Raw genomic sequence first — 21,418 nt, 5'->3', positions numbered from 1 at the left:
CGGGCTCCCTGTTTGTTTTGGAGGACCGAGTGACCCCCTCGCACGCTTCGGCCGGCTGGCGTGCCCAGCGGCCGTTCTGGGGCGGGCTGTTCCTGTTGCTGTCGGGCGTGGAGCTCTTCGTCAGCGGAAACCTCAAGCTGGCGCTGGAGGTCCACTTCGGACCGACCGGCTTTCTGTCGTACGTGATTCCGCTGATCATGCTCCTCTGCGGGGGGCTGACCTGGTTCAGCCCGCAGCAGCGGCTGTTCTACGGCATCCTGGGCACGGTCACGGCGCTGTACTCGCTGATCGGCCTCAACCTCGGCGGCTTCTTCCTCGGCACCGTGCTCGGCCTGGTCGGCGGCGGCCTGGCGGTCGCCTGGACTCCTTCGGCCGCGCCCGCGGCCGAGGGGGCACCGCCGGTCGAGCCGGCACCGGCGATCGAGTCGCCCTACGAGGACGCGCCCCTCGACGACATCCTGGCCGAGCAGCCGGACGACCCCTACGCCCGGCCGCCGTCCGGGGTGTTGCGGGACGAGATCCCGACCGCGCAGTTCAGCCCCCTGCACGACCGCTACGAAGGGGGCGGTGCGGGCAGCGCCGATGAGCAGCTCCCCCCATCGGCCGGCCCAGGTGACCTGCCCAAGCGGCGTTACCTGGGCCCGCTGCTGATGGTCGTGGCGGTCGCGGTGGCCCTCGTGGGCACGGTCAACCGGGGCGGCTCCGCGTACGCCGCCCCGGCCGCCTGCCCGTCGTCGTCCGCCTCGGCCGCGACGAAGCCCTCCTCCGCCGGCTCCCAGTCGGCCACCCCCGCACCCTCCGCCAGCCCGACCCCTTCGCCCACGCCGACGGAGGAGAAGAAGGGCCTGCTGGGCTGGCTGGGTGACCTGTTCACCGGCGGTGACAAGAACGAGGCCACCGCCGAGGCCACCGCCGAGGCCTCCGAGCCGCCGGCCTCCGCCGCCGCGCCTGCGCCCCCGTCCGCGGCCACCAGCAAGACACCCGCCAAGCCTTCGACGTCCACCCCGCCCTGCGCCTCGGCGAGCACGTCGCCGACCCCGAACAACAAGAAGGCCCAGCTGGCCGCCGGTCAGCCCTTCGTCGCCGCCCAGCCCTCGATCCTGAAGGCGGACGTGATGACGATGGACTCGCTGACCTACGAGGGCGTGGTCGACCTTCCGCGCAAGGACGGCAGCACCGTGAAGGTGCTCGCCTTCAGCATGAAGAACTCGGTGTCGACGCCGTTCGAGCTCGACACCCCGGGCGGCCCGAGGAAGCTGATCACGACGAGCTCGAAGCTGACGGTCGAGGGCGACGTGAAGTTCTACACCACGAGGTTCACCGCCAACGTGCTGGGACTGATCCCGATGACCTTCACCCCGTCGTTCCCCCCGCCCCCGATCCCGCTGCCCGGCTTCTACACGGCCTGCGACATCGAGCTCGTGTTCGTCCGGTCCAACGTGCTGAAGGGGCCGGCGCTGAACATCGCCTACGCCAACTGACCCACGGCACGTGCAAGAGCCCGGCGCCCTCGGCGCCGGGCTCTTGCGCAACCACAGCGGCAAGGGGCTGTCGGGCAGCGGGCGAGGGCGGCGATGCCCAGGCAGCCGGCCCCACCGGTTAGCGTGGAGCGCATGCCGTCAGCGCGTGATCCGATCGCCGATCTGCGGCGCATCGCGTTTCTGCTCGAGCGCGCCCACGAGAAGACCTACCGGGTCCGGGCCTTTCGCGGGGCCGCGGCCAAGCTGGCCAAGCTGCCCGACGGCGAGCTCGCCGCGCGGGTCAGGGCGGGCACGCTCACCGAGATCGCGGGCATCGGCGACGTCACCGCGCGGTGCGTGGCCGAGTCGCTCAACGGCGAGGAGCCCGTCTACCTGCGGCGGCTCGAGGCCACCGCGGGGCAGGATCTCGACGCCGAGACCGCCGCGCTGCTCATGGCGCTGCGCGGGGACTGTCACGCGCACTCGGACTGGAGCGACGGGGGCTCGCCGATCGACGAGATGGCGATGGCCGCGGCGCAGCTCGGCCACGAGTATCTCGTGCTCACCGACCACTCGCCCCGGCTCACGGTCGCGCGGGGGCTCAGCGCCGAGCGGCTCGCCGAGCAGCTCGACGTGGTCGCGGACGTCAACGCCGGGTTCCGCAACCTCGGCATGTCGTTCCGGCTGCTCACCGGGATCGAGGTCGACATCCTCGCGGACGGGTCGCTCGACCAGACCGACGAACTGCTCGACCGGCTCGATGTCGTGGTCGCCTCGGTGCACAGCAACCTCAAGGACGAGCCCGAGGTCATGACGCGGCGGATGGTCACGGCCCTGGCGAACCCGCGGATGGACATTCTTGGGCACTGCACCGGGCGGCTCATCACCGGCGGGCGGGGCACGCGGCCCGAGAGCCGGTTCGACGCCGAGGCGGTGTTCGCGGCCGCGGTCGAGCACGACAAGGCGATCGAGATCAACTCGCGGCCCGAGCGGCTCGACCCGCCGAAGCGGCTGTTACGGGTGGCGCTGGAGGCCGGCTGCCGCTTCACCATCGACACCGACGCGCACGCGCCCGGGCAGCTCGACTGGCTCGCCAACGGGTGTTCCCGGGCCATCGCCTGCGGGGTCCCCGCCGACCGCATCCTCAACACCCGGCCCGCGGACGAGCTGCTGGCGTGGGCGGCGTCGCACCAGTAGGCCCTGGGAGATGCCCACGCCCAGCAGCACGATCAGGCCGCCCACCGGCTGGTGCCAGGTGAGGTGCTCGCCGAGGAAGAGCACGCCGGCGAGGGCCGCCACGAAGGGCGGGAAGTAGGTGACCATCGAGCCCGTGGTCACGCCCGCCGTCTGCACGACGTAGTAGTTCAGGCCGAAGGCGATGCCGGTGCCGAAGACGCCCAGCGCGAGCACGCCCAGCCAGACCCGCGGGGTCAGCGAGAGCGGCGACGACGGCAGCCCGGCGATGATGGGGGCGGCGACGACCAGGTGCAGCGTGGACATGATCAGCTGGCCGGCCGAGAGCTGGAACGGCGAGATGTCGAAGTGCTGCATCAGCCAGCGGGTGTAGTTGAACGCGATCCCGTAGCACAGGACCGCGCCCAGGAGCATGAGCTGCCCGGACAGCGAGCTGCCGCCGACGCCCTCCCAGACGCCGAGCACGACGAGCACCCCGACGAAGCCGGTGAGCAGGCCCCAGATCTGGCGCCGGCCGGGCCGCTGGGACCGGACCGCTACCAGGGACACCAGCAGGGTGGTGAGCGGCGCGGTGCCGTTCCAGATGCCCGCGAGCACCGACGGCACGCGTTGCTCGGCGTATCCGAAGAGGGTGAACGGTACCGTCGCCGCGAACGCCGAGAACAGGAACAGATGACCCCACAGCCGGGCCCCGCGGGGCAGCGGGATCCGGCGGACCGCCAGGAACAGCAGCAGGGCGAGGGCGCCCAGGGCGATGCGGTAGAGCGCGATGTAGACCGGCGCGAGACCCGTGAGCGCGTCCTTGATGAACATGAAGCTCGTGCCCCAGATCAGGGCGACGGCGGCGAAAGCGGGCAGCCAGCGCTTCGTGTCAGGGGCGGGACTCGTCATAGTCCTTACTCTGCACCAATCCGGAAAGACTGTCTCCAGTGCCGAGCCACACGTTGCGAATTGGCCTGTAGGGTCGGCCCGTGGGTTCTATCGATGACATTGCCAACCGGTATGTCGAGCAGTGGGCGCCCCTCGATCCGATCGGGGCGACCTTCGTCGGCGTGGCCGGCCACGACCACGAGCTGACCGACCTGTCGCCCGACGGCTTCGCCGCGCTCGCCGACCTCGACCGCGCCACGCTCGCCGCGCTGGACGCGCAGACCCCCGCGAACGAGACCGAGCGGGTCGCCAAGGAGGCCATGCAGGAGCGGCTCGGGCTGGCTCTGGAGCGCTACGAGGCCGGCGATCTCGCCAGCGACGTCAACGTGATCTCCAGCCCCCTGCACGGGGTGCGGAGCTCGTTCGACCTCATGCCGATGAGCGGCGAGGAGGCCGTCGCCAACATCGTCGCCCGGCTGGGCGAGGTGCCGCGCGCCCTCGCGCAGTGGCGCCAGACGCTCATGCACGAGGCCCAGCGCGGCAACGTCGCCCCGGCCAAGCAGATCGTCGAGGTCGCCAAGCAGTGTGAGGTCTGGGCCGACCTCGAGGGCGACAACTTCTACCCCGACCTGGCCGCCCGCATCGGCGCCGAGAACCCGGCGCTGGCCGGCGAGCTCGCGACCCGGGCCGAGGCCGCGCGGGCCGCCACCGCGGAGACCGGCGAGTTCCTGCGCCGCGAGCTCGCGCCGCTCGGCCGGCCCAAGGAGGCCGCCGGACGGGAGCGGTACCAGCTCGCCTCCCGCTACTTCCTCGGCGCGACGGTCGACCTCGACGAGGCCTACGCGTGGGGCTTCGACGAGCTCGCGCGCCTCGAGTCGGAGATGCGCGCGGTGGCCGACAAGATCGTGCCGGGCGGCTCGGTCGACGAGGCGGTCGCCGCGCTGGACTCCGACCCGAACCGGGTCATCCAGGGCAAGGAGGCGTTCCGCGACTGGATGCAGCAGCTCGCCGACGCCACGGTGCAGGAGCTCAACGGCCGCCACTTCGACATCCCGGAGCCGGTGCGGCCGATCGAGTGCATGCTCGCCCCGACGTCGGACGGCGGCATCTACTACACCGGCCCGAGCGAGGACTTCAGCCGCCCGGGCCGCATGTGGTGGGCCGTGCCCCAGGGCGTCGACAGCTTCTCGACCTGGCGCGAGGTGACGACCGTCTACCACGAGGGCGTGCCCGGGCATCACCTGCAGATCGCCCAGACGTACGTGCGGGCCGAGCTGCTCAACCGCTGGCGCCGCGTGCTCGCCTGGTCGTCCGGCCACGGCGAGGGCTGGGCCCTCTACGCCGAGCGGCTCATGGACGAGCTCGGCTACCTCAGCGACCCCGGCGACAAGCTCGGCATGCTCGACGGCCAGGCGTTCCGCGCGACCCGCGTGATCGTCGACATCGGCATGCACCTCGAGCTGGAGATCCCGCGCGACAACCCGTTCGGCTTCGCGCCGGGGGAGCGCTGGACGCCGGAGCTCGGCTGGGAGTTCCTGCGGGCGCACTGCCGCGTGGAGGAGAAGAGCCTGCGCTTCGAGCTCAACCGCTACCTCGGCTGGCCCGGGCAGGCCCCCTCCTACAAGCTCGGCGAGCGCGCCTGGCTGGGGGCACGGGCCGACGCCCAGGCCCGCAAGGGCTCCGGCTTCGACCTGCGGGCCTTCCACCGCGACGCGCTCAACCTGGGCTCCCTGGGCCTGGACCCGCTGCGCGCGGCCCTGGCTCGACTTTAGGGCCGGAACCCGAGCAGCAGGGCGTTCTGGAGACCGGCCGGGTCCCGGATCTCGCCCTGGTGCTGCAGCCGTGCGTCGAAGATCACCGTCTGGCCGGCCTGGTGCGCGAGCACCAGGCCGCCGGCCGTGAACACCACGGAGTTCTCCTCGCCGCTGCCGGGCAGGGCGACGGCCTTGCCGGTGGTCGTGTCCACGATCGCGAAGGTGTCGCGCCAGCGGCTCGGGTCGGTGCCCTCCCAGCCCGCGGCGACGTAGCGCCCGTCCGCCGACAGCCCGCGCGCCGACCAGCCGTCGTAGTGCTCGGCCATGGCGGCCGGGGGCGTGTACTTGTACGACTTCCCGTTCGCGACCCGCTGCTGCCCGACCGTCTTGGCCACCTTGGAGCCGTCGGGGGAGTACGACTCGACCTGCTCGGTCGTGGGCAGCGCGGTGTCGGCCCTGGTGGCGATGTCGACCAGGTGCTGCTGGTTGCCCTTGGTCAGGACCAGCTGGTCGTCGCCCTTCCAGATGAGCGTGTCGGCGCCGAGGCAGAGCACGCCGGTGCCGAGCGTCTGCCGGTGGCTGCCGTCGGTGTCGGCCACCTTGAGCGTGCCGTTGAGCTCGTCGCTGCCCTCGACCCAGGCCAGCCGCTTGCCGGTGGGCGAGACGGTGATGGTCTGCGAGACGCAGTGGGCGTCGTTGCTGTCGCCGGGGATGCGGGCCGTGACCTTGTCGTCGGTCCCGGTGACGGCGTGCACGACGTACTCGGTCGGCGTGCTCGCGAGATACCACCGCGTCCCCTTGAGCACGGTCTCGGTGACGCTCGGGGGAGCGCTGGACTCCACCTTCGCGGGCGGGCCGGTGGTCGCGCCCGTGGTGGCGCTCGTGGCGGTGGAGGCACCGGGAAGGGGCGCCGGGGCGATGCCATGGAGGTGGTTTCCTCGGGGGTCGATGACGCGGGCGCACACCATGACGCGGGTTTGATCCCGAACGGTTGCCGGTTTCCCGAGGAATTTCGGCCGGGCCCGCGGCGGTCAGCCCGCGGTGCGCCACCAGCGGCGCGAGGCCAGCCCGGCCAGCACGCAGCCCACGGTGTTGAGCAGTACGTCGTCCACGGAGGAGACCCGGTCCAGCCGCAGCACGTACTGCAGCGTCTCGATCAGGATCGAACCGCCCGCCCCGAGCGCCAGGATCCGCGGCCCCGACGCGAGCGCCGCGAACCGGATCGGCGCGAAGAACCCCAGCGCCGCGAGCACCAGCAGGTTGCCGCCGATCCCGAGCAGCCCCATGTCGACCAGGTCCCGCAGCGGTATCAGGCTCAGGCGCCCCGGCACGACGCCGGCCCCGGGCCCGGGCATCATCGTCAGCCAGATCCACGGCACCGTCCCGTGCACCATGCCCACCTCGGCCAGCGACAGCCGCCACGGTGACGCGACCCCGGCCGCCCGCCGCAGACTCGCCAGCGCCCACGCCACCAGCCCGGCCACCGGCAGCAGGACCAGCGTCATGAGCACGACGCCGTTGTCCGTGTCGAAGCAGCCGTGCCACCGCCCGGCCATGCACGCCGGCGCGGCCATCGTCAGCATCCGCCGGAAGGTGAACATGACGAGCGCCAGGGCGAGGATGACGAGGATGACCAAGCCGAGGAGCACGACCCGGCGCGTGCGGCCGGGGCGGGCGGACAGGATCGCGCTGCGGTTCATGCCCCCATTGAAGACGGCCCGATGTTGCGGCAGCGTATGCGTTTTCAGGCGGCGGAGCGGTGGGGGTGCGGTGCGAGTACCGTTCGCGTGCGGGTCAGCGTCGCGAACGGATTCGCGAACTGCAGCACCAGCGTGTCGAACTCCGCGCTCGAGTGGCATTGGATGATGAGCAGCTGGTCGCCCCGCCGGACGTCCCAGAATGTCCGGCCGTGGGTGCCCGCTGTGATGATTCCCGGCAGGTGCAGGGGATTTCGGCGCTCCGGCAGCGGCGGGGCCTCGGAGCGCGGCGCGATGCGAATGGAGGCCACCGCGGTCAGTGGGACTTCGATGCGGTCGCGCCGGGTCCAGAGACGATCCAGGCCCTGCGGCTCGATGACCAGGGCGCTGTCGGTCACGGTCAGCTGGAGGTTCGTCGGGACCTTCATCAACGCGAGCAGACCCGCGGCCAGCACGATCGGGGCCGCCGCGAGCGCCAGTGCGGAGCTCATGAAAACCGAATGTACGCGCGTCGACGTGCGCTGTCGGGGGTTTAGGGAAACCGATGCGGTGAAGCTCCGTTCGGACGAATTCCAACGGGCGACGGAAGGCAGATGCATTGAAGTTCACAATTGACTGGAATGACGGCGCCGTGGTCCTGGTGGATCAGACCCGGCTCCCGCACGAGCACGTCGTGCTGCGGCTCGAGACCGTCGACTCGCTGGTCGAGGCGATCCAGCGGCTGCGGGTGCGGGGAGCGCCGGCGCTCGGGGTCGCGGGGGCGCTCGGGGTCGCGCTCGCCGCGAAGCAGTTCGAGGGGGAGCGGGAGCGGGCTCGGGCGGTACAGCTGCTGCGGACGGCGCGGCCGACGGCGGTCAATCTGGCGCGCGGCGCGCAACGGGCGGCGGCGTTGCTGCCGTCCTTCGACGCGGTGCTGGCGGAGGCGCTGCGCATCCGGGACGAGGAGATCGCCAGCTCCGGGCGCATGGCGCGGCGCGGGGCCGACCTCGTGCAGAAGCTCTGCGGGGACAGCCCGCGGCTGCTCACCCACTGCAACACGGGCGGCCTGGCCACGGTCGTGGACGGCACCGCGCTCGCGGTGGTGTTCGAGCTGCACCGGCGGGGGCGGCTCGGCGGGGTGGTCGCCAGCGAGACCCGGCCGCTGCTGCAGGGGGCGCGGCTCACCACGTGGGAGCTGCGCCGGGCCGGGGTGCCGCACCGGCTCGCCGTCGACTCGGCCGGGCCGTTCCTCATGGCGCGCGGCGAGATCGACGCCGTCATCCTCGGCGCGGACCGGATCTGCGCGAACGGGGACGTGGTGAACAAGATCGGGTCGTACGCCCACGCGCTCGGCGCCCGCGCGGCCGGCATTCCGTTCATCTGCGTGGCGCCGGAGTCCACGGTGGACCTGGGCACCGCCCGCGGCGCGGACGTGGAGATCGAGGACCGGGGCGCGGCCGAGGTCGCGGGGTCCACGGCGCCCGAGGGCACCGACGCGGTCAACCCGGCCTTCGACGTGACACCGGCCGAGCTGGTGACCGCGGTGGTCACCGACGCCCGCACGTTCTCAGGCCGGGCGGACGGCCCGGACGGTCTTGCGGTCGGCTGACACGGACTCGATCCAGCCGCCGACCCGGCCCAGGCGCAGCAGCACGTCCGCGCGCGCGGGCAGGTCGGCGGACTCGCCCGGCTCCGGCGGCCAGGCCAGCCGCGCGGTGTGGCCGGGGGTGAGCCAGGGGGTCAGCGCGCCGATCGGGTCGGACCCGTCCAGCGCGGCGCGGGCGGCGGCCAGGTCGGCCAGCACCGTGTCGAGCGTCCGGCCGACGGCGGGCGCGTTGCCCCCGCACATCGCCGCGGTGAGCTCCGGGCGGGAGGCGGCGACGCGGGTGCCGTCGCGGAAGGAGCCCGCCCCGAGCGTCCCGGCGAGCGGATCGTTGGAGATGAGCGCGGCGACCGCGGCCGCGACGAGGTGCGGCACGTGCGAGATCGCGGCCGTGGCGGCGTCGTGCTCGTCCGCGGTGGCCGGCACGACCCGGGCCCCGAGCCCCGTGACGAGCGCGGCCAGGTCGACCCAGTCCCGCAGCCCGGCGCCGTCCTCGGTCAGGCACAGCACCCAGGCGCAGCCGTTGAACAGGCGGGGATCGGCGGCGGTGAAGCCGGACGTCTCGCGGCCGGCCATCGGGTGCCCGCCGATGAACGTGGCCAGCGCCTGCCCGCCGGTGCGCAGGCGGTCGGCGGCCAGGTCCCGCACCGGCCCCTTCACCGAGGTGACGTCGGTGACCACGCCGACGTATCCGAGCGACGCGAGCTCGTCGAAGACCGCCCCCACGGCCGGCAGCGGCACCGCGACGACGGCCAGCTCGGCGTCGCGCACGGCATCGGCGATCGAGCCGGTCACGTGCCAGCGCGCGTTGGCCGGGGCCTGGGCCGCGGCCGTGCGCGCGGTCGCCCTGGTCGCCGGGTCCGCGTCGTAGCCGCTCACCCGGTGCCCGTGCACCGCGAGCGCCCGCAGGACCGACCCGCCGATCAGCCCGAGGCCGATCACCGCCACGTTCAACGTCGCATCACGCACTGCGGAACTGTCGCACACCTCCCGATCCTCCGTTCGGCTCGGGACGGCCGCCGAACGCCTTATGCGGACCGGTTCGTTCCTGTTCGTGCGACTACATCCCGTTACCGTGCGTTCATGCGACTTATCCCTTTTGTGGCGGCTGCCGTCGCGGCCGTCGCCGTGCTCACCGGCGGCATCGCGAGCGCGGCCGGGGTCGAGCGGAGCCCGAGCGTCTCCCCGCAGTTCGACGGCACCGTCCACACCACCGTCTACCTGGGCGAAACCGTCTACGTGGGCGGCTCCTTCGGCAACGCGATCGTGGGCGGGCGCAGCGTCGCCCGGTCTCGCCTCGCGGCCTTCGACGCGCGCACCGGGGCGCTGCTGGACTGGGCCCCGAAGGCGGACGGCACGGTGCGGGCCGTGGCCACCGACGGTCACGCTGTGTATGTGGCGGGTGAGTTCTCACGCATCTCCGGCGCCAAGCGGGACTCGCTCGCGAAGCTGGACGCGAGCTCGGGCGCCGTCGATGCGTTCAGCCACGCGATCGCCGGTTCGCCGGTGGCCCTCGCGGTGCAGGGCGGGCGACTGTACGTCGGCGGCCGCTTCACCCAGATCGACTCCTCCCGGCGCACCAACCTCGCGGCGTTCGACACGGCCACGGGCGCGCTGGACGCCCGGTGGACCCCCACGACCGACGACGCCGTGGAGTCGCTCGCGGCCGGGAATGGCCGGGTCTTCCTCGGCGGCTCCTTCCACCGGACCGGCAACGTCTCGAACTCGCTGCGCCTCACCGCCGTCGACCCCGTGACCGGCGCGCTCGACAAGGGCTTCCTGCCGCGCCCCGAGGCCGTCGTGCACTCCGTGGCCGTCGGCGCCGACGGCACCGTCTACGCCGGCATGGGCGGGCAGGGCGGCCGGGCCGCGGCCTACTCTCCCGACGGGCGGCAGCGCTGGCTGCGGGTCTTCGACGGCGACGTGCAGGCCGTGGCGGCGCTCGGCGACGTGGCCTACGTCGGCGGGCACTTCGACCGCGCCTGCGAGACCGCCCGCAACGGCAGCCAGGGCGCCTGCACCGACGGCTCGCTCAGCCGGGTCAAGCTCGCCGCGATCGACGGCTCCGGCCGCCTGCTGGACTGGGCGCCGCAGGCCAACGGCGTCGTCGGGGTGCGCACGCTGAGCGCCGCCGAGCCGCTGCGCCAGGTCGTTGCGGGCGGCGAGTTCACCATGGTGGCCGGGGCGAGCTGGAAACGGCTCGCGGTCTTCGGCTGACGCACCGGGCTAAGCTGCAGATGTGGCAGTGAGCGAGTCGCAGTGGAAGGAGCCGGGCGGTCCCACCGCGGCGACCGCCCCGCCCGGCCCCTGGCCGGGTGCCATGGGGCCGCCGGTCGTGGGGCCTCCGCCGCGCCTCAGCGCGCAGCCGCCGACCTCCCGGCCCCCGACCCCCGCCGCGGCCTACGGGGCGTGGCAGGGCGCGCTGAAGCCGCCCGTGTTCAAGGTCAGCCAGCCCCGGCCGACCTACCGGGAGCCGCTGCCCGTCCGCGGCCAGATGGTCGCGCTGGGTGGCGCCGCGGGCGCGGCCTGGATGCTGCTGTTCGGGCTGCTCATGAACTCCTCGGCCCGCGCCTACGTGTGGACGAGCATCGTCGCCGCCTTCGTCGCCTGGGGCGCGGCCGCGATCCTGGCCCGCTTCGGCGACCGGGGCGTGGCGGTGGGGGTGGCCGCCGCGAGCGGCGTCGCGCTGGCGATCGCGGGCATCCTCGTCGCCTACCGTCTAGCGGGCGGCGACTGGCTGTTGTGGTGAACATCGCGCTCTTGACGAGCGTTGCGACGAGGATCACGCTCAGCGGCATGGCTTTGAGGCTGCAGCGGCTCGACCCCGAGCGGCGGCGACGGCGGCTCGCGCTGCTCGTCGAGCTCGCGGAAGCCAAGGCGCTCCGCGAGCGACTCCACCCCCGCCGGGTGCGCGCCGACCGCCTGCGCGAACTCATCGCCAACCGGCGCCGCATCGCCGGCTGAGTCCCCTGTTCGGTGCTTCGGCCCGTTCGAGTTCACCCGGACGGACGTAAGGGAGAGGACGACTCGCCGAGGCGGACTCGGGGGCCCTTTGCCAGCAAGGCGCAACCCGCTCGAATAGTGTTCACGCGTACCGACGAGCACCGACCGGGGGGACCGTGTCGCACTTCGCTGCCGCTGTCACGCGCGGCGCTGAGGGCTGGGCCGCAGCCGAGCTCGACCTCAGCGGCGTCGCCGACATCGAAGAGATCACCGATCGTCTGCGTGACGCCGATCCGGAGGCGTCCGTCTCGCTGCTGTTCGTCGAGTCCGACGACGCCTACCTCGCGATCCTGCGCCTCGACGAGGGTGAGGACCTGCGGGTCTTCGGCTCCGACCAGGTGTTCGCCGAGGACTCGCGGCTGGGCGCGATCCTGCTCGGCGACATCGAGGAGCAGCTGCCCGAGATCGCCGACGCCGATGCCGACGAGGCCGACGAGGGCGACGACGAGGACGAGGACCGGCCCTCGGCCGAGCCCGACGTCGAGCCCGTCGGCGACCCCGAGCTCCTGGCCGACCTCGGCGTGTCCGGCGGCCGGCTGCTGGAGCTGTGCGCCCAGGAGGGCATGCTCCCGGCCGACATCACGGCGGAGATCTGCCAGGCCGTCGGCGCCGGGGACGAGATCGAGGAGCTGCGCGAGGCGTGATCCGCCGGTGGGAGACGGCCATGCGTCGCGCGCTGGAGGTCGCGGCCGGCGCCGGGGCCGACGTTCCCATCGGGGCGGTGCTGCTCGGGCCGGACGGTGCCGAGCTCGCCGCCGCGCACAACGAGCGCGAGCTGACCGGCGACCCGACCGCGCACGCCGAGATGCTGGTGCTGCGCCGGTCGGCCAAAACCGACGGCTGGCGGCTCGAGGACTGCACGCTCGTCGTCACCGTCGAGCCGTGCACGATGTGCGCGGGCGCGATCGTGCTCGCCCGCGTCGGGCGGGTCGTGTTCGGCGCCTGGGAGCCCAAGACGGGCGCGGTCGGCTCGCTGTGGGACGTCATGCGCGACCGGCGCCTCACCCACCGCCCGGAGGTGATCGCCGGGGTGCTGCCGGACGAGGCCTCAGCGCTGCTGCGCGAGTTCTTCAGTGACCATCGCTTGCGGGACGATCGCTTGCGGGACGACCGCTTGCGGGACGACCGCCAGTAGCGGCCGGGCCGCGGTCCGGGCCGCCTCGGTCCACGGGGCGGGGCGCAGCGTGCCGGGGTCGAGCTTCACGTTGACCCGCCGGCCCTCCGCGTGGACCGTGGCGCCGTCGGCGGAGAGGATGCGGAAGCGGTACACCGCGCTGCTCTCCCCGAGCGACTCGAGCCAGAAGTGCACGCCGATCTCGCCCGTGCCGCGGACCGGGGCCCGGTAGGCGATCGAGTACTCGGCGACGGCGTGCACGGCATCGGGGGTCGAGGGCCGCCCGCCCGCGAACGAGACCCCGCGCTCGGCCCACCACCGCGACAGCGCGCGCTCCAGGAAGACCGCGTACCGCGCGTTGTGCACGATCCCCATCGGGTCGAGGTCGTCGAAGTGCACCGTGAACGGCTCGACATGACCGGACATCACGCCTCCAGAAGGTGAGGTTGCGGGCTCAGGCCGCGCAGCCGGACCAGGGCGGCTGCGCGCGCGTGCGCGAAGACCTGGCGACCGGGCAAGAGCCGGGACTCGTACACGGCCGCCGTGCCGTGCGCGTTGAGCTCGAAGGACAGCTGCTGCGGGTCGGTGCCGGGGTCGAGCTCGCCCAGCTCGACGGCCTCGGCGATGAGCCGCTCGAGCAGCGCGTGCCAGCGCTCCAGGGCCGCGGCGAGCCGGTCCTGGACCGGGCCGGGCCGGCCCACGAACTCGAACTGGGCGATGCCGAAGAAGCATCCGCCCGGCAGGTCGCCCGAGGCGATGTCGGCGAGCCGGTGCTCGTGCAGCGCCCACAGCCGGCGCACCCCTCGCGGCCGGTGCAGGGCGGGGCGCACGACGCGCTCGATGAAGCGCGCCTCGGCGTGGTCGGCCGCGGCGAGCTGCAGCTCCTCCTTGGTGCGCCAGTGCGCGAAGAGGCCGGACTTGCTCACCCCGAGGCGCTCGGCGAGCTGGTTGAACGACAGCCCCTCGAGGCCGGACTCGGTGGCGAGCGCGACCGCGGCGTCGAGGGCGGCGGTGCGGGAACGCTCGCCGCGCGCAAGTCGGCCGTCAGTCATGCTCAGACCGTACCAACAAAAAGTGCGATCGATCGGATTGTTTTATGTGGGCAGGGTCACCGTGACGCGGAGGCCGCCGCCGTCGCGCGGCTCGGCCTCGGCCGTCCCGCCGTGCGCGACCGCCACCGAGCGGACGATCGACAGCCCCAGGCCGGTGCCGCGGGCCGAGCCCGTCCGGGACCGCAGTCTCCGGAAGGGCTCGAAGAGGCCCGGGATCTCGTACGCCGGGATGACGGGCCCCGTGTTCTCCACGACGAGCCGCGCGCGGTCACCGGCCCGCGTGGTCGTCACCCAGACCTTCCCGTCCGGCACGTTGTACGCCAGCGCGTTGTCCACCAGGTTCTGCACGACCCGCTCCAGCAGCACCGGATCGCCGACGACGACCACCGGCTCGAGCTCGGCCGAGACCTCCTGACCGGAAACCACCTGACCGGAATCCACCTGACCGGAAACCACGTGCCGCGCCACCGAGGCCAGGTCGACCCGGTCGTGCACGGTCAGCGGCTGGTCCGAGGCGACGAGCGTGAGCAGCCCGTCGATGAGCCGCTCGTGGCGGGCGTTCACGGCCAGCAGCGTCTCGCCCAGCTGCACCACCTCCGGCGGCGGGTCCGGCCGGCCGAGTGCCACCTCGATGAGCGTGCGGTTGATGGCGATCGGCGTGCGCAGCTCGTGGGAGGCGTTGGCGGCGAACCGGCGCTGCCCGTCGAAGGCCTGGTCGAGCCGCTCCAGCATCGAGTCGACGGTGTCCGCGAGCTCCTTGATCTCGTCCCGCGGCCCGCGCATCGCGATCCGCTCGTGCAGGTTGCCGCCGGCCACCCGCCGGGCCGTCTCGGTGATCCGCTCGACCGGCCGCAGCGCACGCTCCGCGACGAGCCAGCCGAAGCCGACCCCGATCACGGTCACCAGGCCGAGCGCGATCGACCCCTGGGTGACGAGCGCGTCGAGGGTGGCCTGCTCGACCTGGTCCTGGCGGGCCTGCAGCTGCTGCACCAGGTCGAGGAAGCGCCGCTGGTCGACTCCGAGGGTCTGACGCACCTCGGGCGGCACGTCGTCGAGCTTGACGCTCGAGTTGCGCTGGTGGATGTTCTGCTGGACCAGCAGGTACGTCACGCCGAGCAGCAGCACGCCCCCGGCCAGGAACAGCGCGCCGAACAGGGCGGTCAGGCGGACGCGGATGCGCAGGTGCTTCACGGGATCTGGTACCCCACTCCGGCGACGGTCTCGATCACGGGCGGATCGCCCAGCTTGCGGCGCAGCGTCATCACGGTCACCCGCAGCACGTTGGTGAACGGGTCGATGTGCTCGTCCCAGGCCCGCTCCAGCAGCTGCTCGGCCGAGACGACGGCGCCCCCGGCCCGCAGCAGCTCCTCCAGCACCGCGAACTCCTTGCGGGTCAGGCCCACGTAGTGCCCGGCGCGGAACACCTCGCGCCGGTTCGGGTCCAGCCGCAGGTCGCCGCGCTCCAGCACCGGCGGGGCGGCCGCGCGGGCGCGCCGGCCCAGGGCCCGGACCCGGGCCACCAGCTCGGTGAACGCGAAGGGCTTGCCCAGGTAGTCGTCGGCGCCGAGGGACAGCCCGGCGACCCGCTCGGCCACGGCCGAGGCCGCGGTGAGCATGAGGATGCGGGTGTCGGGCAGCCGCGCGCTCACCTGGCGGCAGACCTCGTCGCCGTCGACGCCGGGCAGGTCGCGATCGAGAATCAGCACGTCGTACTCGTTGACGCCCAGCCGGTCCAAGGCCCCCGATCCGTCGTAGGCGACGTCGACCGCGAACGACTCCCGGCGCAGGCCCTCGGCGACGGCGTCGGCCAGCAGCTGCTCGTCCTCGACCACCAGCACTCGCATGCCCTCATGGTGCCCGCCGCGGCCGTAAGGCGGGGTTAAGCGCCGGTGCTGACGCCCCCCTTACGGCCGCGCGCCTTGACTGGGCCGCATGAAGAAGCTGCTGGTTCTGCTCTGCTGCGCGCTGCTGTTCGGGTGCTCGTCGAAGCCGTCCGGCCCGTCGGTGGCCTCGGCCGACCGGGGCGCCGCGAAGCCCTCGGCCTCCGCCACGGTCGACAAGGCTGAGGCCAACCGTCAGTTCGCGAAGTGCATGCGCGAGCACGGGGTCGACGTGCCCGATCCCGGCCCCGACGGGAACATCCAGTTCGACCCGGACGCCACCGGCGGCGACCGGAACAAGGCGGTGTCGGCGGCTTCGGCCTGCCAGCGGTACCTGCCCAACGGCGGGACCCTCGAGAACCTCTCGCCGCAGCAGCTGGAGCAGGCGCGGGCCTTCGCCAAGTGCATGCGCGAGCACGGGGTCGACATGCCCGACCCGGACCCGGACACGGGCGTCTCCGCGATCCTCAACAGCGGCGTGGACTTCAACTCGCCCACCTTCAAGGCCGCGGCCGACGCGTGCAAGTCGGTGGTGGGGCGGTGAAACGTCTGGTGTGGCTGGTGCCCGTCCTCGTCGTGGCGGGCGTGGTGGCATACGCCGGCCTCAACCGTCCGGCCCCCGCGACGAGCGTGGCGCCGGCCCTGAAGACCGTCACCATCACCAAGGGCACGCTCACCGCGACCGAGACCGTGGACGGCACGCTCGGCTTCGGCGATCCGGTGACGGTCAACGGCCGCCTGCCCGGCATCGTCACCGGGCTGCCGGCCGAGGGGTCCACGGTGCGGCGCAACGAGGTGTTGTACCGCGCCGACGGCCGCCCCGTCGTGCTGTTCTACGCCGCGGCCCCCTTCTACCGCGCGCTGAAGCCGGGCGATGAGGGCGAGGACGTGCGCGCGTTCGAGGCCAACCTGGCCGCGCTCGGGTACAAGGGCTTCACCGCCGACGACTCGTTCACCGGCGCCACCTCCGACGCCGTGCGCGACTGGCAGTCGGACCTCGGGCTGCCGGAGACGGGAACGGTCGAGCTCGGCCGGATCGTCGTCGCGCCCGACGCCGTGCGCGTGGGCGAGCTCAAGGCCCACCTCGGCGACAACGCGGCCGGCCCGATCCTGCAGTGGACGGGCTCGACCCGGCTGGTCACCGTCCAGCTCGACGTGACCGAGCAGCGCCTCGCGGCCGTCGGGGCCGACGCCACGGTGAAGCTGCCGGACGACCGCGAGGTGCCGGGGAAGATCGCCGCGATCGGGGCGGTGGCCACGGCATCCGTGCGGAACAACCGGACCGAGGTGACCGTGGACGTGACCGTGACCGTCGCCGACCAGGAGAAACTGGGCACCTACGACGCGGCGCCGGTGACCGTGACCCTGGTGTCGCAGCAGCGCCCGGACGTCCTCATCGTGCCGGTCGGCGCGCTGGTCGCACTGGCCGAGGGCGGCTACGGGCTGCAGGTCGTCGACGGCGGTACGACTCGCACCGTGGCGGTGTCGACCGGCCTCTTCGCCTCCGGGCGCGTCGAGGTCTCCGGCCCCGGCCTGACCGCCGGCCTGACGGTCGGAGTCGCCGGATGATCGCGCTCGAGGCGGTCCGGAAGGTGTACCCGGGCGGCGTCGTCGCTCTCGACGACGTCTCGCTGCGCATCGAGGCGGGCGCGCTGGTCGCCGTCGTCGGCCCGTCGGGCTCGGGCAAGTCGACGCTGCTGCACCTCATCGGCGCGCTGGACGTGCCGACGAGCGGCACCGTGCGCATCGACGGCCGCGACGTGTCCGCGCTCTCCGACGCCGGCCTGTCCCGGCTGCGCGCCACGACCATCGGGTTCGTCTTCCAGCAGTTCCACCTCGCGCCGGGGCGCTCGGCGCTGGACAACGTCGCCGACGGGCTGCTCTACGCCGGCGTGGCCCTCCCCTCCCGCCGCCGCCAAGCGGCCGCGGCCCTGGAGCGCGTGGGCCTCGGGCACCGCCTCGCCCACCGCCCGCACGAGCTCTCAGGCGGCGAGCGGCAGCGGGTAGCGATCGCGCGGGCGGTGATCGGCTCGCCGCCGCTCCTGCTGGCCGACGAGCCCACGGGCAACCTGGACAGCGCGGCCGGTTCCCAGGTCATGACCCTGCTGCGCGCGCTGTGCGCATCGGGGACGACGGTCGTGGTGATCACGCACGACCGTGACATCGCTTCGTCGCTGCCCCGGCAGATCTCGCTGCTGGACGGTCGTCTGTCATGAAATTTCCGGACATTCTGCGCCTCGGCTCCGCGGGGCTGCGGACGCGGCCGCTGCGGGTCGTGCTCTCCGCGCTCGGGATCGCGATCGGCATCGCCGCGATGGTCGCGGTCGTGGGCATCTCGACCTCCAGCCGCGCCGAGGTCGACCGCCGCCTGGCCGCGCTCGGCACCAACCTGCTCACCGTCGGCCCCGGCAAGTCGTTCTTCGGCGACGCCTCCCACCTGCCCGAGGAGGCCGAGGCCATGGTCGCGCGCATCGGCCCCGTCACCACGGTGTCGGCGACCGGGCGGGTCACGTCGGCGCACGTGTACCGCACCGACCGCATCCCCTCCTCGGAGTCCGGCGGCATCGCGGTCCTCGCGGCGCGCACGACGCTGCCGGGCACGGTCGGCGCGACCGTGCGCGCCGGCACCTGGCTGGCGGCGCCGACCTACCCCACCGTGGTCCTCGGCTCGCGGGCGGCCGGGATCCTGGGCCTGACCGACGGCCTGGGCCTGAACGTGTGGCTCGGCGGGCACTGGTTCACGGTGGTCGGCATCCTGGATCCGGTGCCGCTGGCGCCCGAGCTGGACTCCGCCGCCCTCGTCGGCTGGCCCGTGGCCGCGTCGGTGCTCGGCTTCGACGGCTACGCGACGACCATCTACAGCCGCTCGCGCGACGACGCCGTATCGTCCGTGGCCGACGTGCTGGCCGCGACCGCCAACCCCGCCGCGCCGAACGAGGTGCAGGTCTCCCGCCCCTCGGACGCGCTGGCGGCGAAGGCCGCGACCGACCAGGCGTACACCGGTCTCCTGCTGGGCCTGGGCGCGGTGGCCCTGCTGGTCGGCGGCGTCGGGGTGGCGAACACGATGGTCATCTCGGTGCTGGAACGGCGGTCGGAGATCGGTCTGCGGCGCGCTCTGGGCGCCCGGCGGCGCGACGTTCGCGCCCAGTTCCTGGCGGAGTCCTTGCTCCTGGCCGGCCTGGGCGGCTTCTTCGGCGTGCTGCTGGGCCTGCTGGTGACGGAGTCGTATGCGGCGTGGCGCTCGTGGCCGGCGGTGTTGCCGCTCTGGGCCCTTGCCGGCGGCTTCCTGGCCACGGTGGTGATCGGGGCTGGGGCGGGGCTGTATCCGGCGATGCGGGCCGCTCGCCTGTCCCCGACGGCGGCGCTGGCGTCCTGATGCTGTTGTGCTCTTAGGGCCCTTGGTCGGCCCTTTTGCGGACGATGGTCCTCGCGGCGCGTGTCTTGAAGGCCGGCGGTCCGAGAGGCTTGATGTGGATCAAGCCTCTCGCCTGTCTCCGGCGGCCTGGTGTAGATCCGATATGTCGGGCGCTCCGCGCCGCGACATATCGGATTTATACATTATGCCGGTTTCTACTGGATGATCGTCTTGAGCGCGATCTCGACCATCTGCGAGAACGTCTGCTCGCGCTCCTGCGCCGTGGTGCGCTCGCCGGTCTTGATGTGATCCGAGACCGTGAGCAGCGTGAGCGCGCGGGCGTTGTAGCGAGCCGCGATCGTGTAGAGCGCCGCGGACTCCATCTCCACCGCGAGCACCCCGTAGTCGGCGAGGCGGTCGTAGAGGTCGGGCCGGTCGGTGTAGAACGCGTCGGCGGCGAGGATCGGCCCGACGCGCATCGAGACCCCCTGCTCCGCAGCGACGTCGACGGCCGTGCGCAGCAACCCGAAGTCCGCGACGGGCGCGTAGTCGATGAGCCCGTCGAACCGCGCGCGGTTCATGTTGGAGTCGGTGCTGGACCCGATGGCGGCCACGACGTCGCGAAGGTTGAGCTCATCGCGGATCGCCCCGCAGCTGCCGACCCGGATCAACGCCTTGACCCCGTAGTCGTTGATCAGCTCGTGCGCGTAGATGCTTGCCGAGGGCATGCCCATGCCGGACCCCTGCACGGAGACCTCGACACCCTCGTACGTCCCGGTGAACCCGAGCATGTTCCGCACGGTCGAGTAGCAGCGGGCATCCTTGAGGTACGTTTCGGCGATCCACTTGGCTCGCAGCGGGTCCCCAGGCATGAGGACTCGCTCGGCAATCTGACCCGGCTCGGCGCCGATGTGCGTGCTCATAGGCTGATCCTGCCAAACGGCGAGCCCCCGCGCGGACGGCCCCGGGGGGTCAGGTAACCTCATCGGCGGTGGCGTGTCCGAGTGGCCTAAGGAGCACGCCTCGAAAGCGTGTGAGGGTTTACGCCCTCCCGGGGTTCGAATCCCCGCGCCACCGCCAGCAAGCAGGCCAAACGCCCGGCACCTCCGCAAGGAGGCAGCCGGGCGTTCGGCTTTCTTGCCTCTTTTCCGTCTCGGTTGCGTCGCCGCGATGCGCACCAGCGATTCACGCCAGGATGTTTGCTGCTCGGCGCGTGCACCCAGGCACCGCGGCGTCGTGTGTCAGAAGAAGCTCAGATGCGGCATGAGCTTGCCGGCCGCCTCGACGATCGATCGAGCCTCGATGTGCGCATCCCTCGCCTCGGCCGGAGTCGTGGCGACCTCCTGGGCGGATGGGTACTCCAGCTCATTACGCCGCCTTCGTAGCGTGCCGAACCCGCGGAAGTGGCCTTGAAACTGGGCTCGCATCGCTTGCTCGACCGCATAGTGGCCGCCCTTGCTCGTCGGCCGCAGGCCCTGTTGCGCAAGCAGCGCCGTGCATGCGAACCGGGCTGCGTCGTAGGCCAGCGTGTAGCTGCTGTCGGGGTCCTCATCGCACAGAACGGCGGCCGAAAGCAGCGTGCGGACCGCCTTGTCGAGCAATGGTTGGCCGTCTGTATCTGCGCCCTGAATCTTTTGCAGGTCGCCAAGGTCAAGCAGTTCGCGCACCTTGTCAGCACCCTGCGCCCACTGGGGCATCTCTGGGTCCTTCCTGGATGGTGTGCCGCCGTGGGCTAGTCGGTGGCATCACGGTCGATGACGGTCACCAAAGGTGACGCCTTGATCTGTTGCACGAGAGTGTCCGAAGCATCCTGCCACTGCTGCGGCGATCGCACCGTCGGGTTCACCGGGAGGCCGAGGCGATCCTGCGCGGCGTCCGCAGCCTCGTAGACGGCGGTCCGAGTTGGGGTGCCGATCACCAGAACATCCACATCATTGGGCAGGGCGCCCGGTTCGCCGTCGTACCGCGCGGCCCAGGAGCCGTAGATGTACACGCGCCGCACATCCCGTACGTCGGTAAAAGCCTCACCGACGACCGTCTGCGGGCCGAACGTGAGCAACAGCAACTGCGTGAGGGCGTTCGCGACTCGGTGCCCGGTGGCTGCCCTCCAAAGGCGAGTCCGGCCGATCTTCCGGTCATGGATCAGGCCCGCGGCGACCAAGCGTTGCGCCTCGCGGTGCAAGGTCGACAGCGGAACGCCTAGCCGAGTCGCAAGTTCGGTGGCTGGATACTCGTCGCGCGGGTGGAGATACAGCCAGGTCAGCAACTCGGCCTGGTGCTGCGAACGGAAGAGCGGCAGCAAGCTCGGCGCTTCACTACGCATACTTGCAATTTATATCCCAGTTAAGTGGAACGTCCGCGAGGCTGGCCAGAGCGAATCGTCGCCAGCGAGCGCGTCATGTTGCCTGCCCGCGCTCGACGGGGGGCGCGGCACGGCGCAATGGGACTCCGTAGAGT

24 protein-coding genes, 1 tRNA gene and 1 pseudogene are annotated in these 21,418 nt (G+C 72.5%); 14 read left to right on the top strand and 12 right to left on the bottom strand.

What is annotated here, in order from left to right; translation table 11 throughout:
* Positions 1–29 precede the first annotated feature (29 nt).
* Both ACQP2P_RS43950 and ACQP2P_RS43945 read left to right on the top strand, forming a co-directional pair.
* Complete coding sequence (locus ACQP2P_RS43950; RefSeq protein WP_433611327.1) at positions 30–1,481, top strand: DUF6114 domain-containing protein; 1,452 nt, start codon at positions 30–32, stop codon at positions 1,479–1,481.
* 132 nt (positions 1,482–1,613) lie between these two features.
* Positions 1,614–2,657 (top strand): PHP domain-containing protein, encoded by a 1,044-nt coding sequence (locus ACQP2P_RS43945; protein WP_433611325.1) that lies wholly within the window; start codon positions 1,614–1,616, stop codon positions 2,655–2,657.
* Between the two features lie 72 nt (positions 2,658–2,729).
* Here the strand turns inward: ACQP2P_RS43945 and ACQP2P_RS43940 are convergent.
* Positions 2,730–3,467: pseudogene (locus ACQP2P_RS43940) on the bottom strand (DMT family transporter); the annotation flags it as partial.
* Between the two features lie 158 nt (positions 3,468–3,625).
* On the opposite strand from ACQP2P_RS43940, the gene ACQP2P_RS43935 reads away from it, so the two are divergent.
* Positions 3,626–5,296: a DUF885 domain-containing protein gene (locus ACQP2P_RS43935; protein WP_433611323.1), complete on the top strand. Its 1,671-nt coding sequence runs from the start codon at positions 3,626–3,628 to the stop codon at positions 5,294–5,296.
* Here the strand turns inward: ACQP2P_RS43935 and ACQP2P_RS43930 are convergent.
* The 3 genes from ACQP2P_RS43930 to ACQP2P_RS43920 form a co-directional block, all read right to left on the bottom strand.
* On the bottom strand, positions 5,293–6,246 hold the full coding sequence (locus ACQP2P_RS43930; protein WP_433611321.1) for a hypothetical protein: 954 nt from the start codon (positions 6,244–6,246) through the stop codon (positions 5,293–5,295). The two genes, ACQP2P_RS43935 and ACQP2P_RS43930, sit on opposite strands and share 4 nt — an antisense overlap.
* A 63-nt stretch (positions 6,247–6,309) precedes the next feature.
* The gene (locus tag ACQP2P_RS43925; protein WP_433611319.1) at positions 6,310–6,978 is read right to left on the bottom strand and encodes a VanZ family protein; all 669 of its coding nucleotides are present in this window, start codon (positions 6,976–6,978) and stop codon (positions 6,310–6,312) included.
* 44 nt (positions 6,979–7,022) lie between these two features.
* Complete coding sequence (locus ACQP2P_RS43920) at positions 7,023–7,466, bottom strand: hypothetical protein (RefSeq protein ID WP_433611317.1); 444 nt, start codon at positions 7,464–7,466, stop codon at positions 7,023–7,025.
* Positions 7,467–7,573: 107 nt separating this feature from the next.
* Here ACQP2P_RS43920 and mtnA point away from each other — a divergent pair, with 107 nt between their 5' ends.
* Positions 7,574–8,563 carry an S-methyl-5-thioribose-1-phosphate isomerase gene (gene mtnA / locus ACQP2P_RS43915; RefSeq protein ID WP_433611315.1) on the top strand — a complete coding sequence of 330 codons (990 nt, stop codon included), beginning with the start codon at positions 7,574–7,576 and terminating at the stop codon, positions 8,561–8,563.
* Here the strand turns inward: mtnA and ACQP2P_RS43910 are convergent.
* Positions 8,522–9,526, bottom strand: coding sequence for a prephenate dehydrogenase (locus ACQP2P_RS43910; protein WP_433611313.1), 1,005 nt, complete (start codon positions 9,524–9,526; stop codon positions 8,522–8,524). The genes mtnA and ACQP2P_RS43910 overlap by 42 nt on opposite strands.
* 114 nt (positions 9,527–9,640) lie before the next feature.
* Between ACQP2P_RS43910 and ACQP2P_RS43905 the strand changes: the two genes are divergently transcribed.
* From ACQP2P_RS43905 to ACQP2P_RS43885, 5 genes are all read left to right on the top strand, one after another.
* A complete protein-coding gene (locus ACQP2P_RS43905; RefSeq protein WP_433611311.1) occupies positions 9,641–10,774 on the top strand; it encodes a hypothetical protein in 1,134 nt (377 codons plus the stop codon).
* Between the two features lie 22 nt (positions 10,775–10,796).
* A complete protein-coding gene (locus ACQP2P_RS43900) occupies positions 10,797–11,306 on the top strand; it encodes a hypothetical protein (protein WP_433611309.1) in 510 nt (169 codons plus the stop codon).
* Positions 11,307–11,353: 47 nt separating this feature from the next.
* On the top strand, positions 11,354–11,521 hold the full coding sequence (locus ACQP2P_RS43895; RefSeq protein WP_433611308.1) for a hypothetical protein: 168 nt from the start codon (positions 11,354–11,356) through the stop codon (positions 11,519–11,521).
* A gap of 155 nt (positions 11,522–11,676) precedes the next feature.
* A complete protein-coding gene (locus ACQP2P_RS43890) occupies positions 11,677–12,204 on the top strand; it encodes a tRNA adenosine deaminase-associated protein (protein ID WP_433611306.1) in 528 nt (175 codons plus the stop codon).
* A gap of 20 nt (positions 12,205–12,224) precedes the next feature.
* Positions 12,225–12,695, top strand: coding sequence for a nucleoside deaminase (locus tag ACQP2P_RS43885; RefSeq protein ID WP_433611304.1), 471 nt, complete (start codon positions 12,225–12,227; stop codon positions 12,693–12,695).
* Here ACQP2P_RS43885 and ACQP2P_RS43880 read toward each other — a convergent pair.
* Genes ACQP2P_RS43880 through ACQP2P_RS43865 form a run of 4 tightly spaced genes read right to left on the bottom strand, consistent with a single transcriptional unit; the run spans position 12,609 to position 15,570 of the window.
* Complete coding sequence (locus ACQP2P_RS43880) at positions 12,609–13,100, bottom strand: acyl-CoA thioesterase (RefSeq protein ID WP_433611302.1); 492 nt, start codon at positions 13,098–13,100, stop codon at positions 12,609–12,611. The two genes, ACQP2P_RS43885 and ACQP2P_RS43880, sit on opposite strands and share 87 nt — an antisense overlap.
* Complete coding sequence (locus tag ACQP2P_RS43875) at positions 13,100–13,726, bottom strand: TetR/AcrR family transcriptional regulator (protein ID WP_433611300.1); 627 nt, start codon at positions 13,724–13,726, stop codon at positions 13,100–13,102. Before ACQP2P_RS43875 ends, ACQP2P_RS43880 begins: the two co-directional genes overlap by 1 nt.
* Positions 13,727–13,768: 42 nt before the next feature.
* On the bottom strand, positions 13,769–14,917 hold the full coding sequence (locus ACQP2P_RS43870) for a sensor histidine kinase (RefSeq protein ID WP_433611298.1): 1,149 nt from the start codon (positions 14,915–14,917) through the stop codon (positions 13,769–13,771).
* A complete protein-coding gene (locus ACQP2P_RS43865; RefSeq protein WP_433611296.1) occupies positions 14,914–15,570 on the bottom strand; it encodes a response regulator transcription factor in 657 nt (218 codons plus the stop codon). Before ACQP2P_RS43865 ends, ACQP2P_RS43870 begins: the two co-directional genes overlap by 4 nt.
* An 88-nt stretch (positions 15,571–15,658) precedes the next feature.
* Between ACQP2P_RS43865 and ACQP2P_RS43860 the strand changes: the two genes are divergently transcribed.
* The 4 genes from ACQP2P_RS43860 to ACQP2P_RS43845 are packed head-to-tail and all read left to right on the top strand — an operon-like array spanning position 15,659 to position 18,982.
* Positions 15,659–16,150: a hypothetical protein gene (locus ACQP2P_RS43860; protein ID WP_433611294.1), complete on the top strand. Its 492-nt coding sequence runs from the start codon at positions 15,659–15,661 to the stop codon at positions 16,148–16,150.
* Positions 16,147–17,175: a peptidoglycan-binding protein gene (locus ACQP2P_RS43855; protein ID WP_433611292.1), complete on the top strand. Its 1,029-nt coding sequence runs from the start codon at positions 16,147–16,149 to the stop codon at positions 17,173–17,175. The genes ACQP2P_RS43860 and ACQP2P_RS43855 overlap by 4 nt, the downstream gene beginning before the upstream one ends.
* Positions 17,172–17,822, top strand: coding sequence for an ABC transporter ATP-binding protein (locus ACQP2P_RS43850; RefSeq protein ID WP_433611290.1), 651 nt, complete (start codon positions 17,172–17,174; stop codon positions 17,820–17,822). The genes ACQP2P_RS43855 and ACQP2P_RS43850 overlap by 4 nt, the downstream gene beginning before the upstream one ends.
* Complete coding sequence (locus ACQP2P_RS43845; protein WP_433611288.1) at positions 17,819–18,982, top strand: ABC transporter permease; 1,164 nt, start codon at positions 17,819–17,821, stop codon at positions 18,980–18,982. Before ACQP2P_RS43850 ends, ACQP2P_RS43845 begins: the two co-directional genes overlap by 4 nt.
* A gap of 194 nt (positions 18,983–19,176) precedes the next feature.
* Here ACQP2P_RS43845 and deoD read toward each other — a convergent pair whose 3' ends face one another.
* Positions 19,177–19,884, bottom strand: a complete 708-nt coding sequence (gene deoD, locus ACQP2P_RS43840) for a purine-nucleoside phosphorylase (RefSeq protein WP_433611286.1) — start codon at positions 19,882–19,884, stop codon at positions 19,177–19,179.
* 67 nt (positions 19,885–19,951) lie between these two features.
* Between deoD and ACQP2P_RS43835 the strand changes: the two genes are divergently transcribed.
* Positions 19,952–20,041, top strand: a tRNA-Ser gene (locus tag ACQP2P_RS43835).
* A gap of 161 nt (positions 20,042–20,202) precedes the next feature.
* Here the strand turns inward: ACQP2P_RS43835 and ACQP2P_RS43830 are convergent.
* Positions 20,203–20,658: a hypothetical protein gene (locus ACQP2P_RS43830; RefSeq protein ID WP_433611284.1), complete on the bottom strand. Its 456-nt coding sequence runs from the start codon at positions 20,656–20,658 to the stop codon at positions 20,203–20,205.
* A gap of 35 nt (positions 20,659–20,693) precedes the next feature.
* Positions 20,694–21,284: a helix-turn-helix domain-containing protein gene (locus tag ACQP2P_RS43825; protein WP_433611282.1), complete on the bottom strand. Its 591-nt coding sequence runs from the start codon at positions 21,282–21,284 to the stop codon at positions 20,694–20,696.
* Positions 21,285–21,418: the final 134 nt, after the last annotated feature.

Origin of the sequence: Dactylosporangium sp. CA-139114, from assembly GCF_050955725.1 — a bacterium.
Taxonomy (GTDB): domain Bacteria; phylum Actinomycetota; class Actinomycetes; order Mycobacteriales; family Micromonosporaceae; genus Dactylosporangium.
Note: the sequence above shows the minus strand (reverse complement) of the source record. Positions and strands in the feature narration are given on the sequence as shown.